Raw genomic sequence first — 12,427 nt, 5'->3', positions numbered from 1 at the left:
GATTTCAACTCCATGATCGATATTTGGCCAGCAGATGACTGGAATGGGGCAGCCCGCCGCGGCATCCAAAATACCAGGGCGCAACGCCAAGACAGCGCTGCACGCGGCAGGCGAATTGAGCTAGGCAGGAGGCAAGCTCTCCAACTTCGCTTCGAGGATTTCGCCTGTGACGGTGATCGACTTCTCCGCCTTCATCGGTCGGCTCGCCACCGCCTCCGGCGAAACCATCCTGCCGTTCTTCCGCACCTCGCTGTCGATCGACGACAAGAGCAAGACCAAGGATTTCGACCCCGTGACGGAGGCCGACCGCGCCGCGGAGGCGGTGATGCGGCGGCTGATCAAGGCCAACTTCCCCCAGCACGGCATCGTCGGCGAGGAATTCGGCAACGAGCGCGAGGACGCCGACTACGTCTGGGTGCTCGACCCCATCGATGGCACCAAATCCTTCATCGGCGGCTTTCCAATCTGGGGCACGCTGATCGCGCTGTTGCACAAGGGCACGCCGGTGTTCGGCATGATGCACCAGCCCTTCATCGGCGAGCGCTTTTCCGGCGACAACGGTTCGGCCAATTATAAAGGGCCGTCGGGCGAGCGCCGGCTCCAGGTCCGCCGCTGCGCTTCGCTGTCGGAGGCCACGACTTACACCACCAGCCCCCTGCTGATGAACGAGAGCGACCGCGCCATCTTCGGCCGCATCGAGAAGAGCGCGCGGCTGTCGCGCTATGGCGGCGACTGCTACTCCTATTGCATGCTTGCCGCGGGCCACGTCGACCTCGTGGTCGAGACCGAGCTGAAGCCCTACGACATCGCGGCGCTGATCCCGATCGTGACCGGCGCCGGCGGCGTCGTCACCACCTGGGAAGGCAAGCCGGCCCAGGGCGGCGGCCGCATCGTCGCGGCCGGCGACGCGCGGGTGCACGAGGCAGCGTTGAAGCTTTTGAACCAATAACGACTCTCACGCCTCGACGAAGCCGATCAAGCGCGCGCGCCAGCGTACAACCAGCTCACACCGCCTCGGCCCTGAGATGCTCCACCAGCAGCTTGGCCGGCCTTGGCAGCGCCTTGAAGCTGCGCGCGCAGATCACGAGGCGGCGGTTGGCGAAGGCATCGCGCAGGCGGACCATGGCGAGCGGCATGGTCCTGGCGCAGCGGCGGGCCGCGGCTTCGGGCACCAGCGCCACGCCGACATCGGCCGCGACCATCTGGCAGATCGCGTCGAAGTCGCGCAGGCGCGCGCGGAAATGCGGCCGCATGCCGAGCCGCGCGGCGTGCTTCGAGATGTGCATCTGGAGCGCGGTGGCGCTGGTCAGGCCGACGAAGTCGCAAGTCCCTGCCTCCTGAAAGTCGATCTGGCGGCGGCCGGCGAACGGCCCGCGTTTCGACGTCACCAGCGTCAGGCGGTCCTCGCTGAAGCGGAAACGCTCGATATGCTCAGGCAGGGCGTGCTCGGCGGCGAAGCCGAGATCGGCAGCGCCGGCGGTGATCGCCGCCGCGATGTCGGTGCTCTCGCGCTCCTCGATGTCGATGGCGACGTCGCGATGTTCGCGCAGGAAGCCGGCCAGTGCCCTCGGCAGATGCTCCGACAGGCCCGACGTGTTGGCGAGGAAATGCACGCTGGCGCGCACGCCACTGGCAAAGCCGGCGAGATCGCCGCGCATGGCGTCGATCTGATGGATCACGAGCCTGGCATGATCGAGCAGGCTCTCGCCGGCCGCGGTCAACTCGACGCCGCGACGCCCGCGCTTGAGCAGCGCGACGCTGAGCGCATCCTCGAGCCCCTTGATACGCGCGCTGGCCGAGGCCAGGGCGAGATGTGATCGCTCCGCGCCGCGGGTGATGCTTCGCTGGTCGGCGACCGCGATGAAGAGCTGGAGATCGACCAGGTCGAAGCGCATGCGATGTCTCCCTGAGCTCCCTGAGCCTTCGTTGAGGCCGAAGGCTCTCTCCGTAACCTCCAGATTGTGCCCCCGCGCGGCTTCGGTCAATGTGCTGGCATGATCGACCCGCTGCTCATCCTCATCGCCGCCGTGTTCCTGCTCGCCGGATTCGTCAAGGGCGTGGTCGGGCTCGGCCTGCCGACGGTGTCGATGGGCCTGCTCGCCGTGAGCATGGCGCCGAGCCGCGCCATCGCCATCGTCATCGTTCCCGCCATCGTCACCAACATCTGGCAGACCTTCGTTGGTCCTTATCTGCGCGATATCCTGCGGCGGCTGTGGCCGCTGATGATCGGCACCGTGGTCGGCTGCTGGCTCAACGCCGGCGCGCTGACCGGGCCGCATGCGCGCTACGGCACGATCGTGCTCGGCGCCCTGCTCGTCGTCTACGCCGTGATCGGCCTGAACAAGTTCCAGTTCCGCGTCGCGCCCGAGAACGAGAAATGGGTCGGCGGCGTGGTCGGCATCATCACCGGCGTGATCTCGGCCTCCACAGGCGTGCAGGTGATTCCGTCGATGCCGTTCATGCAGGCGATCGGCATGGAAAAGGACGAGCTGGTGCAGGCGCTCGGGGTGTTTTTCACCACCGCGACGCTGGCGCTCGCCTTCAACCTGACCGCGGTCGGACTGCTCACGCCCGCCAATGTCGTGCCGGGCGCCGTGGGCCTCGCCATGGCCTTCGCCGGCATGTTCGTCGGCCAATCGGTGCGGGCGCGAATGCCGGCGGAGGCGTTTCGCCGCTGGTTCCTGATCGCGATGATCCTGCTCGGCCTGTATCTGGCCGGCAGCGCGCTGGCGACGGAATTCGCTTGAACGAGCTACCGTGTCTCCAGCATGGCGACGCGGATGCCGAGATAGACGAAGAGGCCGCCGAGAGCGCGGTTGACCCAGGCGATCGCGCCCTCGGACTGCCGCAGCCGGTAGGCGGCTCTGGCGGCGAACGCCGCCAGCACCAGGCACCACAGTGTCCCCGTGAAGATGAAGATCAGGCCGAGCGTCAGGAAGGCGAGCGGCTTGTGCGGGGCATCGGCTGCGACGAATTGCGGCAGAAAGGCCAGGAAGAACAGCGCGACCTTCGGATTGAGCGCGTTGGTGAAGACGCCCTGGAGGAAGACCCGCTGCAATGAGCTCCGCGCCGGCTCGTCGATGCTTGCAGCCAGCGCCGGGCGCGACCACAGCATCTGGAGACCGGTCACGACGAGATAGGCCGCGCCGACCAGCTTCAGGATCGAGAAGGCCGTGGACGAGGCCATCAGCAGAGCCGAAAGCCCGATCGCCGCGCCCGCGACATGGACGAAGCAGCCGCAACTGATGCCCAAGGCGGCAGCGGCGCCGCCCCGCCAGCCCATCTGCATGCTGCGGCCGATCACGTAAACCGAATCCGGCCCTGGCGTGATGTTGAGCAGCACGCCCGAGAGGATGAAAAGCCCGATCTCGTGAATGCCCAGCATGAAGGTCCTCCGCTGCCGTCCTGGCGGTCCTGGTTCCGCTTAGTCGGTTCGCCCGTTCCCGTCCACTGCCGGGATTGCGCAGGATTTACCTCGAATTTGCAATGCGGATCATGCTTCCGCTGCGGCGCATCTGCTCTATAAAGGCGGGGTTCTTGAAATGCAGGATTCGCGGCAACCGCCACGCTGTGGCCGGTCACCTGATCCCTTGGAGCTTTGAGGATATGGAAAGACGTCTGGCCGCCATCGTCTGCGCCGATGTCGCCGGCTATTCGCGCATGATGGGCAGCGACGAGGCCGGCACCCATGCCGCCTTCAAGGCCCATCGCGCCGCCATCCATCCGATCATCCTCAATCACGGCGGCCGCGTCGTGAAGAACACCGGCGACGGCTTCCTGCTGGAATTCGCCTCCATCGTCGGCGCCACCGAGGCGGCGATCGCGATGCAGACGCTGATGGCCGAACGCAACCGCCATCTGCCGGCCGACCGCGCCATGCAGTTCCGGCTCGGCATCCACATGGGCGACGTCATCGCCGACGAGGACGAGGTCTTCGGCGACGACGTCAACATCGCCGTCCGCCTGGAATCGGTGGCGAGCCCCGGCGGCTTCGCGATCTCGGCCAAGGCCTACCGGGAGGCGAGCAAGCATCTCACCGTGCCGCTGACCGATGCCGGCAACCATCGCTTCAAGAACATCAAGGATGCGATCGGGGTCTTTACCTGGACGCCGGAGGGCGCGCCGGCGCTTGCCCCCGAGCTTCGTGAGGCCTCGGCGCTGTCGCAGCAGTACCGCACCGCGATCGTCGGCGTGCTGCCCTTTGCCAATCTCAGCGACGCCCAGGACGAATATTTCTCCGATGGCCTCACCGAGGACCTGATCCACGCGCTATCGCTGCAATCCTTCTATCGGGTGCTGAGCCGCAACTCGACCTTCGCCTTTAAGGGCAAGAATGTGGGCACCCGGCTGATCGCGCGCGAGATCGACGCCACCTATCTGATCCAGGGCTCGGTGCGGCGCGCCGGCGCCAAGATCCGCGTCACCGCCGAGCTGATCGCGCCAGAGACCGGCGAGCAGCTCTGGACCGGCCGCTACGACCGCGACATCGGCGATTTGTTCGCGATGCAGGACGAGATCACCACCAATTTGTCCGCCGCCATCGCTACCGAGATCGTCCGTGCCGAAGCCTCCGCGCCGGCGCGGCTCTCGACCGACGTGAGCGCCTGGGACCGCTTCCTCAAGGGGCTGTCGCATTACTATCGGCAAACCAAGGAAGATCTGGCCGCCGCGGTCGACCTATTCCGCGAGGCCATCGGGCTCGATCCCAAGCTGTCGATCGCGCATGCCTATCTCGCCACGATCCAGATCCAGAGCATCCAGTTCGGCTGGGTCAAGGGCACGCGCGAGATGTGGGCCGAGGCGATGAACCTCGCCGAGACCAGCGTGCGGCTCGACCCGCGCTCCTCCTTCGCGTTCTCGATCCTGTCCTGGGCCCATTCGCTGGAGGGGCATCACGAGGCGGCAATGGACGCCGCCAAGCGCGCGGTCGCGCTCAATCCTTACGACAATGGCGCGCGCGGCGTGCTTGGCATCTGCCATTTCATGATCGGCGAGCATCGCGAGGCGATCGAGCTGTTCTCGATGGCGTCGCAGCGCGACAACAGCGACCCGCGCTACCAATGGGCGGCGCTGAACGCGTTCAGCCATTATTTGTTGCGCCAATATGACGCGACCCTGTCGTGGGCGCGCGAGCAGCTCTACATCAACCCGAATCACATGCAGGCGCTGGCGATCCGCGCCGCGGCGCTGGCGCAGCTCGGGCGAAGCGACGAGGCCAGCGAAGCCGTGAGCGTGCTGATGGCAAATTATCCAACGCTGAACGTCGACAGGCACTTGCGCAACTTCCACTGGAAGCGGCCCGAGGATATCGCCCATTATCGCGAGGGGCTGCTGAAGGCCGGCGTACCGCTCGGCAAGCTGACGCTGGTGCAGAGCGACGTGAGACGGGCCGCCGAATCCTGAGCGAAAGGGCCGCAGGCCCGACGTGGTTCCGGTGCGACCGCCTGCTCGTGTTGACACGACAGTGAAATGGGCCACACTCGTCACACGCTGAAGTAGTATATCGTGCTGTCGGTTTGTTAGGACTTTCCGCGCTCTAACAGCGCGCCTGCTTTTCAAGATTCGCTGCTTTCAGGATTTGGGCCATGCATCACCCCGCTTCGAAGCCGCCCCTCGATCCCTCGATTCCAGTCTCGCCGAACAATCCCTGCCCGTTCCTGCGCGGCCTCGTCGGCGAGGGCTTCGTCGAGGGAGGCACCGTTCCGCTCAACACGCTGTCGCAGACCATCGCCAATGCGACCGGTGAGACGGGGCTGAAGAAGGTCTCGGCCCGCATCCAGGTCCGCGGCGTCGCGATGATCGCCAACGGCGTCAAGCACATTCTGAAGAGCATCTTTTCGGGCGCGCAGCTCGACGCGCTGCGCGGCGGCCCGCTGGACAAGCGCGGCGCCGGCTCGCGCATCCTCGGCGTCGACGGCAAGGTCGACGAGGGCGAGATCGCGCGGCTCGCGAGCTTCGGCCGGAGCTACACCGACCCGAACACCGGCAGCAGCGAGCCCGGCCTCAACGCCGCGGAAATCAAGACCTTCATGCGCGACAACCTCGAGCGCGCCGGCAGCGCCGCTCGCTGGTACTACCCGCTGCTGATGAAGTTCGAATGGCCCATACTTTTGAAGATCATCGGCAAGGGCAAGCAGGGCGAAGAGCGCTATCTCAGCGTGGCCGACGTGCGCACGCTGTTCGAACAGCGCCAATTCCCCGACCGCATCAACCAGCGCATCGTATCGCAGCCGCTGCTGTCGTCCTGCCAGCTCCGCTTTCGCTGGGCGGTCGCGCTCACGGCGCTCGTCATCGGCCTTGGCCTCGCCGGCCTGGTCGCGGTCGCCGAATTCCCCAACCAGATTCGCGCCATGCTGCCGCAGAAGGGCGTGCTGGTGAATCTCCTGCCGCCGCCCCTGCCGGCGATGCCCGAAACCAAGGCTGCCTATTGGCTCGAGCAAAACTGGTCGCTCAAGGACCGACACTGGTTCCACCACGCCAGCCAGGGCACCGCGACGTTCCCGGTGCCCTATGACTGGTTCGTGGCGCTGGAGCAGCCGCGGCTTCACCTGTTCTCCAAGCCGGGTCTGATCAAGGACAGCGCCTATCTCGAACGCTTCGGCTTCATCCCCAGCCCGCAGACGATCCAGACCGACACGGCGACGCTGCGCCGCTTCGGCTACGCCAATGTCTACGAGACCACGCAAGCGTCGGACTGGTCGACGCGCTGGACGCCGGCGGAGAACGTCGACGGCCTGCCGGTCGGCTTCGCGCGCATGACCGGCGTGGTCGATCCCGCGACGAGCCGCCGCGAGGACGACATGATCGGACTGACCTGCGCCGCCTGTCATACCGGCCAGATCCATTACCAGGGCATCGACGTCCGCTTCGACGGCGGCCCGGCGATGACCGACCTGAAGAAGCTCGAGCTCGCGACCGGCCTGTCGATCGCCTATACGCTATACGTCCCGTTCCGCTTCCAGCGTTTCGCCGATCGCGTGCTCGGCCCCGACGCCAGCACGGCGGACCGCGCGGCGCTCAAGCAGAAGCTGAGCACGATCGGCAGCTTCCTGATCGACTGGGCCAAGACCTACGAGAAGACGATCGAAGGCAAGACGACCTGGGACGGCAAGCAGCAGCAGGACACCGAGGAAGGGTTCGGCCGGCTCGATGCCCTCAACCGCATCGGCAACCAGGTGTTTTCGCAGGACCTCGCAATGAGCGGGGTCAAGGGATTCGAGAAGAACCTGCACGCTCAGGACGCGCCGGTCAGCTATCCCGCGATCTGGACGGTGCCCTGGTTCAAGTTCGCCCAGTACGACGCCTCGATCGAGCAGCCGCTGATCCGCAACGCCGGCGAAGCCCTCGGCGTGACGGCGCTGCTCAATTTGTCCGATGCCTATCCGCAGGACAGGCTGTGGCGCTCCTCGGTGAACATCAGGACGCTCGGCTGGATCGAGGACATGCTGAGAGGCCCCGATCCATTCAAGGCGGCTGATGGTCCGAAGTTCGGCGGCCTGCTCGCACCGAAATGGCCCTCGCACATCCTCGGCGATGCCTGGAAGCTGAAGCCCGACCGCGTCGAGCGCGGCCGTGCCATCTACGCGGAGATGTGCTCCGGATGCCATCTGCCTGACATCAACACCCCGGCCTTCTGGTCGTCGAAGCGCTGGGAGCCGAGCGGCGACAGCAAGGTGCTGAATGCGGTCACGATCCCGCTCGACGAGATCAAGACCGATCCCGAGCAGTCCCTGGTTCTCAGCAAGCGGACCGTCGACGTGCCCGGCTTTCTGAAGGTCGACACGGCCGACCTGCAAAAATGGTGGCAATGCGAGATCCCGACGGCGAGCGCTTCGCCCAACGAGATGGTCTATGCGCTGGGCCTCATGACGGTGGTCGATCTCGTCGCCCGCAAATGGATGGACGACGAGAAGATCCCGGAGGCCGAACGGGCGCAGATGTGGAATCTCGCGCGCAAGAACTGTCTCAATCCGGCGCCCGATCCGCGCTATCGCGCGAGGCCCTTGAACGGCATCTGGGCCACCGCGCCTTACCTGCACAACGGCTCGGTGCCTTCGCTGTACTGGCTGCTGAAGCCGCAGAACGAGCGCCCGCAAAAATTCTGCATGGGCCGCCGCGACTACGACCCCGACACCGTCGGTTTCGCAGTCGCCGCCAACGAGCGCTGCAAGACCGGTGAAACGGAGTTCTCCGCGACCGGCTCCGACGGCAAGCCGATCCAGGGCAACAGCGTGCTCGGCCATTCCTTCGAGCGCAAGGACGGCGAGCCGAAGCGCCCCGGCGTCATCGGCCGCATGTTCAAGGACGACGCCGAACGCTACGACCTGATCGAGTATCTGAAGACGCTGTAACGCACCCGTACCTCGTCATTGCGAGCGAAGCGAAGCAATCCAGACTGTCTCCGCGGAAACAGCCTGGATTGCTTCGTCGCAAGAGCTCCTCGCAATGACTGGAGAACGAGGACTCTCCCCCTCGTCGCCGCCCTCACTTGAACAGTGGCGTGCCCGGCACGAAGGCGTCGAAGGCGGCCCAGAACTGCGCGCGGTAGCGGTCCTGCTCCTGGAGGATCTCGTGCTTGGCACCGGCGATCACGAGATGGGAGCCGGCGCGCAAATGATAGGCGAATTCCTCGATCGCCGCGGTCGAGACCACGGTATCGTTGGAGGCCGCCAGCATCAGGATCGGTTGGCGGATCTGTGAGGGGTAGTTCACGCGCTTGAAGGTGTGCATCGCGCGGAAGGCGGTATCGGCCCAGGCGACCGTCGGCGAGGCTAGGCCAAGCGTCGGGTCTTCCTCCAGGATCGCGGCGTTGCGCGCATAGCGGACCGGATCGCTGGTCAGGGGATTGTTGATGAAGGGTTCGAGCCCGGTGAGGCGGTCGCTGCCGCCGGGAACGTAGCGGCCGCCCTGTCCGAAGAGGCGCATCGTCTTGAGCAGCGCACGCACCGGCAACGAGGTGGTGCGCCCGGGCAGGTCGATCATCGGCGCAGACAGCACCATGCGGTCGAACCAGCGCTTGCCGGCATGCGCCACGCGCAGCAGCACCGTGCCGCCCATGGAATGGGCCAGCGCGAAGAAGGGCGGCGGGCAATCCGGCAGCACCACCTGCTGCACGAAGGTCTCGACGTCGATCTCGAAATCGGCGAAGTCACGCACATAGCCTTTGCGCGGATCGCGCAGGCGGCGCGACGAATGGCCCTGCCCGCGCCAATCGATCATCGCCACCGCAAAGCCGCGGTCGCGCAGATCGCGCACGGTCTCGAAATACTTCTCGATCTGCTCGCTGCGCCCGGTGAAGACGCAGACCGTGCCCTTGCGGTTCGCGGGCGGCGCCCAGCGCGCAAAGCGCAGCTCGACGCCATCAGGGGTCTTGATGGTGCCGCTGACGACGTTTTCGGGGACCGGATTGGCGGGAATCGAGACCAGCGTCATTGGGCGTGCTTGGGCGGGAAGTGCTGCAAATCAAGGGGCCAAAGCGCCGAAAAGGCGCCTGTCCCGCCCTCTTGAACGCCGTCTCGTTCCACCCATATCACCTTCGTGCAGGCCGCTACCAGTGTTTCGGAACCGGAACATCAGGCTGCACACAGACTAAAGCCCGGCCCGATTGGCGGGCGGGTTACCAACAGTCGCTCAATGGAGGACTTGACCATGCGTAGCTACGACCTCACTCCGTTCTATCGTTCCACTGTCGGCTTCGACCGTCTCTTCAACCTGCTCGACCAGGCCAGCTCCGACGGCAGCCCCGGTTATCCCCCCTACAACATCGAGCGCACCGGCGAGAATGCCTACCGCATCACCGTTGCGGTTTCGGGCTTTGCCAAGGATGAGCTCTCCATCGTCGCCAAGGAAAACACGCTGACGATCAAGGGCGAGAAGGTCGCGAACGAGAACTCGAAATCCGAAGTGCTCTACCGCGGCATCGCCGCGCGTGCCTTCGAGCGCGCCTTCCAGCTTGCCGACTTCGTGCAGGTGAAGGACGCCTCGCTCGAGAACGGGCTGCTTCACGTCGACCTCGTCCGCGAGATTCCCGAGGCCAAGAAGCCGCGCCAGATCGCGATCAACGCCGGCGCCAAGGCGCAGGTGATCGAGAACTCCGCCGCGCAGGCCGCCTGAGCCAGGCGACCAAACCCAGCGACTTTCAGGTTGCGAAAACGCCCCGGTGCCCCGGGGCGTTTTTTTCGTTGCAATGCATCACAGAACGGTGAAGGCGTAACACCGTCGCCTCGCTCTCCGTCCTTTGGGCATCGAACCAAAAACACGGAGAAGATCATGTCACTCTGGCGCAGCCTTTTCGTCGCCGCGAGCCTGTTGGCGGCTCCCCTCAACTTTGCTCATGCCCAGACACCGCAGACGGTCAAGGCGAAGAACGTCGTGCTGGTGCACGGCGCCTGGGCCGACGGCTCGAGCTGGTCGGAGGTGATCCCGATCCTACAGGCTGCAGGCCTGCATGTGACGGCCGTGCAAAATCCGCTGTCCTCGCTCAGCGACTCCGTCGAGGCGACCAAGCGGGCGCTGGCCGAGCAGGACGGGCCGACGGTGCTGGTCGCGCATTCCTGGGGCGGCACCGTGATCAGCCAGGTCGGCACCGACCCGAAGGTCACCGGCCTCGTCTACGTCGCCGCACGCGCGCCCGATGCCAACGAGGATTTCGTGGCGCTGTCGAAGCAGTTTCCGGCCGGCCCGGCGCGCGCCGGCATCGTCGAGCGCGACGGCTACACCAAGCTCTCGGAAGACGCCTTCCTGAAGTACTTCGCCAACGGCGTGAAGCCGGAGCAGGCCAAGGAGCTCTACGCCGTGCAATGGCCGACGGCGGCCTCGATCTTCGCCGGCCGCACCACGGAGGCGGCGTGGCGCTCCAAGCCGAGCTGGTACGCGGTGTCGAAGAACGACTACACCATCAACCCCGATTTCGAGCGCTTCCTCGCCAAGCGCATGAACGCGACCACGATCGAGCTCGATGCCGGCCACCTCTCGCTGGTGTCGCATCCGAAGGAGGTGGCGAATCTGATCCTGGATGCGGCGGGATATCCGCGGAGCTGAAGCGATCGTCGAAATGGAAAAGGCGCCTGAATGCTCAGGCGCCTTTGTCTTGGCCAACTCTCTCCCAGATGTCGTCCCCGCCTAGTGCGCAATTGCGCACGGGGGCGGGACCCATAACCCCAGGGAGCGGTTTGGCGAAGACTCGGAGTCCGGTACTCGCACCTCATCCCCACCGATAGATCACGCGGTATGGGTCCCCGCCTTCGCGGGGACGACAGCGACGGTGTGATGAGCGGTGTCGCGCCAAACTCCGGTCGCCCTAATCCAGCCCCTGCGCGGCCGGCATGTCCTGTGTCGGCAGGATCGTCGGAGCCGGCCTGGCCTGACCGACGGTTGGTGCGATTGCTTGCGGAGCGGCTTCGGCCGGCTTGGCTTGCACCACGGCGGCCTGCTGCGCCGGCTGGGCCTGCACTGCCTGAGCCTGCTGCGCGGTAGGCTCGGCCGGCTTCGCGGCGACCGGCGTCTCGGCACGCCGCGGGGCAGCCTTCGGCAGCGGCACGGCGCGGCTTGCCACATGCGGTATCGACGCCGGCGGGCGCGGCGGGCCGCTGCGGATCACGGTCGGCGGCGGCAGTGCGGTTTGCGGCCCATAAGCCGCGCGTTCGTCATAGGAAGGCGCCATGCCATAGGCATCAGTGGCGGGCATGAAGCGGATGATCCGCCCGTCGCGGGCGTCGATCACCAGCCGGCCATCGTCGCCACGGCGGTCGATCACCGCAATGGTGTAGACGCTGCCGCGCAGGCGCGGGATACCGAGCGGCAAGAAGCCGTTTTCGCGCAGCACCGCGTAGACCTCCGTCGACGGCAGCAAGGCCTGTGCCGGGCCGCGTTCTTCGTAGCCGTAGCCATAGCCATAGCCATAACGCGGCGGCGGGGCGGCCTCCGGCGGCGCGTAAGGCCCGTCGAAATCCGAGACCGCGATGACGGCCCCTCGAGCGATACCGCCCGCGGGAACCTGGGCATGGACCGCACTGGCAGCCAGCACCAACGCGGCGGCCGCCACACATCCTGTGAAAAACTTCATGATCCAGACGCTCCTGTCAGGCCCTCCGGTGGCCGCCCTGTTTCGCTTCTCGCGGCGTGGCGCGCCTTCCGAAGGGTTGATCCGAAGCTTCGTTGGGGATTTCGGCGCCCGCGGGGCCGGATAAGGGCGTGTTTGCCTCAAAACCGGGGCTGCGCAACTTTTGGAAAGCGATCGATTGACTTCTGCGGAATCGGGACTTCCGCGCGCTTGTGTGCTAGACAAAAATTTGGCAAGGTGATGGTTAGGACAGGAAGACTGTCTCAATTTTGCTTGCGGTTCCGGCATAGGGATTGCAACGAAAGTTGGTGCTCTCGAGCACCAAGAAGGCAACAGGCCAAGCCGTTCTCGGGGACGAAGAACGCC

The 12,427-nt window shown here is 65.8% G+C and carries 10 protein-coding genes; 6 read left to right on the top strand and 4 right to left on the bottom strand.

The features are described from left to right. Positions 1-166: 166 nt before the first annotated feature. Positions 167-949, top strand: coding sequence for a histidinol-phosphatase (gene hisN / locus ACVWYQ_RS27855; RefSeq protein WP_271545692.1), 783 nt, complete (start codon positions 167-169; stop codon positions 947-949). Between the two features lie 55 nt (positions 950-1,004). Here hisN and ACVWYQ_RS27850 read toward each other — a convergent pair whose 3' ends face one another. After that, positions 1,005-1,895, bottom strand: a complete 891-nt coding sequence (locus ACVWYQ_RS27850; protein WP_456726577.1) for a LysR substrate-binding domain-containing protein — start codon at positions 1,893-1,895, stop codon at positions 1,005-1,007. Between the two features lie 99 nt (positions 1,896-1,994). On the opposite strand from ACVWYQ_RS27850, the gene ACVWYQ_RS27845 reads away from it, so the two are divergent. After that, on the top strand, positions 1,995-2,747 hold the full coding sequence (locus ACVWYQ_RS27845) for a sulfite exporter TauE/SafE family protein (protein WP_271545697.1): 753 nt from the start codon (positions 1,995-1,997) through the stop codon (positions 2,745-2,747). 5 nt (positions 2,748-2,752) lie between these two features. On the opposite strand, the gene ACVWYQ_RS27840 is transcribed toward ACVWYQ_RS27845, so the two are convergent. Further along, positions 2,753-3,385 carry a LysE family translocator gene (locus ACVWYQ_RS27840; RefSeq protein WP_271545699.1) on the bottom strand — a complete coding sequence of 211 codons (633 nt, stop codon included), beginning with the start codon at positions 3,383-3,385 and terminating at the stop codon, positions 2,753-2,755. A 221-nt stretch (positions 3,386-3,606) separates the two neighbouring features. On the opposite strand from ACVWYQ_RS27840, the gene ACVWYQ_RS27835 reads away from it, so the two are divergent. Further along, a complete protein-coding gene (locus ACVWYQ_RS27835) occupies positions 3,607-5,403 on the top strand; it encodes an adenylate/guanylate cyclase domain-containing protein (protein ID WP_456726576.1) in 1,797 nt (598 codons plus the stop codon). A 182-nt stretch (positions 5,404-5,585) separates the two neighbouring features. Then, positions 5,586-8,351 carry a di-heme-cytochrome C peroxidase gene (locus tag ACVWYQ_RS27830; protein ID WP_404545817.1) on the top strand — a complete coding sequence of 922 codons (2,766 nt, stop codon included), beginning with the start codon at positions 5,586-5,588 and terminating at the stop codon, positions 8,349-8,351. Between the two features lie 133 nt (positions 8,352-8,484). Here ACVWYQ_RS27830 and ACVWYQ_RS27825 read toward each other — a convergent pair whose 3' ends face one another. Then, positions 8,485-9,432, bottom strand: coding sequence for an alpha/beta fold hydrolase (locus tag ACVWYQ_RS27825; RefSeq protein WP_275497831.1), 948 nt, complete (start codon positions 9,430-9,432; stop codon positions 8,485-8,487). Positions 9,433-9,648: 216 nt separating this feature from the next. Between ACVWYQ_RS27825 and ACVWYQ_RS27820 the strand changes: the two genes are divergently transcribed. Continuing rightward, entirely contained in the window at positions 9,649-10,113 is a 465-nt protein-coding gene (locus ACVWYQ_RS27820; RefSeq protein ID WP_035997846.1) for an Hsp20 family protein, read from the top strand. Between the two features lie 156 nt (positions 10,114-10,269). Continuing rightward, complete coding sequence (locus ACVWYQ_RS27815; RefSeq protein WP_404545814.1) at positions 10,270-11,040, top strand: alpha/beta fold hydrolase; 771 nt, start codon at positions 10,270-10,272, stop codon at positions 11,038-11,040. Positions 11,041-11,299: 259 nt separating this feature from the next. Here the strand turns inward: ACVWYQ_RS27815 and ACVWYQ_RS27810 are convergent, their stop codons facing one another. Further along, positions 11,300-12,064, bottom strand: coding sequence for a hypothetical protein (locus ACVWYQ_RS27810; RefSeq protein ID WP_404545812.1), 765 nt, complete (start codon positions 12,062-12,064; stop codon positions 11,300-11,302). Positions 12,065-12,427: the final 363 nt, after the last annotated feature.

Source organism: Bradyrhizobium sp. USDA 3397 (assembly GCF_054060965.1).
The sequence above is the reverse complement of the archived record's forward strand: the minus strand, read 5'-3'. Positions and strand labels throughout refer to the sequence as shown.

Coding starts and splice junctions, on each gene's coding strand:
- ACVWYQ_RS27850 (WP_456726577.1), bottom strand. CDS start 1,895: ATGCGCTTCGACCTGGTCGATCTCCAGCTCTTCATCGCGGTCGCCGAC.
- ACVWYQ_RS27845 (WP_271545697.1), top strand. CDS start 1,995: ATGATCGACCCGCTGCTCATCCTCATCGCCGCCGTGTTCCTGCTCGCC.
- ACVWYQ_RS27840 (WP_271545699.1), bottom strand. CDS start 3,385: ATGCTGGGCATTCACGAGATCGGGCTTTTCATCCTCTCGGGCGTGCTG.
- ACVWYQ_RS27835 (WP_456726576.1), top strand. CDS start 3,607: ATGGAAAGACGTCTGGCCGCCATCGTCTGCGCCGATGTCGCCGGCTAT.
- ACVWYQ_RS27830 (WP_404545817.1), top strand. CDS start 5,586: ATGCATCACCCCGCTTCGAAGCCGCCCCTCGATCCCTCGATTCCAGTC.
- ACVWYQ_RS27825 (WP_275497831.1), bottom strand. CDS start 9,432: ATGACGCTGGTCTCGATTCCCGCCAATCCGGTCCCCGAAAACGTCGTC.
- ACVWYQ_RS27820 (WP_035997846.1), top strand. CDS start 9,649: ATGCGTAGCTACGACCTCACTCCGTTCTATCGTTCCACTGTCGGCTTC.
- ACVWYQ_RS27815 (WP_404545814.1), top strand. CDS start 10,270: ATGTCACTCTGGCGCAGCCTTTTCGTCGCCGCGAGCCTGTTGGCGGCT.
- ACVWYQ_RS27810 (WP_404545812.1), bottom strand. CDS start 12,064: ATGAAGTTTTTCACAGGATGTGTGGCGGCCGCCGCGTTGGTGCTGGCT.